The 237-nt window shown below is 58.6% G+C and carries 1 pseudogene; it reads right to left on the bottom strand.

What is annotated here, in order from left to right:
* Positions 1–113: 113 nt before the first annotated feature.
* Positions 114–237: pseudogene (locus ACLJNW_RS28450) on the bottom strand (putrescine ABC transporter permease PotH); the annotation flags it as partial.

Raw genomic sequence — 237 nt, 5'->3', positions numbered from 1 at the left:
ATACGGAGCGGGATACGCTGTGCTGGCTCATACCTTGCCCTCCAGTTCTTTGGCCACGCTTCTGGATGGAGAGCCTGTTGAACGGGATACGGAGCGGGATACGCTGTGCTGGCTCATACCTTGCCCTCCAGTTCTTTGGCCTGGTTCTTGTTGAACAGGATGATCGGGATGATCAGGATCGCCAGCATCACCACCGCCAGGGCGGACGCCACCGGCCAGTCGCGGTTGTTGAAGAAC

Source organism: Salmonella sp. SAL4457, from assembly GCF_046548235.1.
Lineage (GTDB): Bacteria > Pseudomonadota > Gammaproteobacteria > Enterobacterales > Enterobacteriaceae > Salmonella > Salmonella enterica.
Note: the sequence above shows the minus strand (reverse complement) of the source record. Positions and strands in the feature narration are given on the sequence as shown.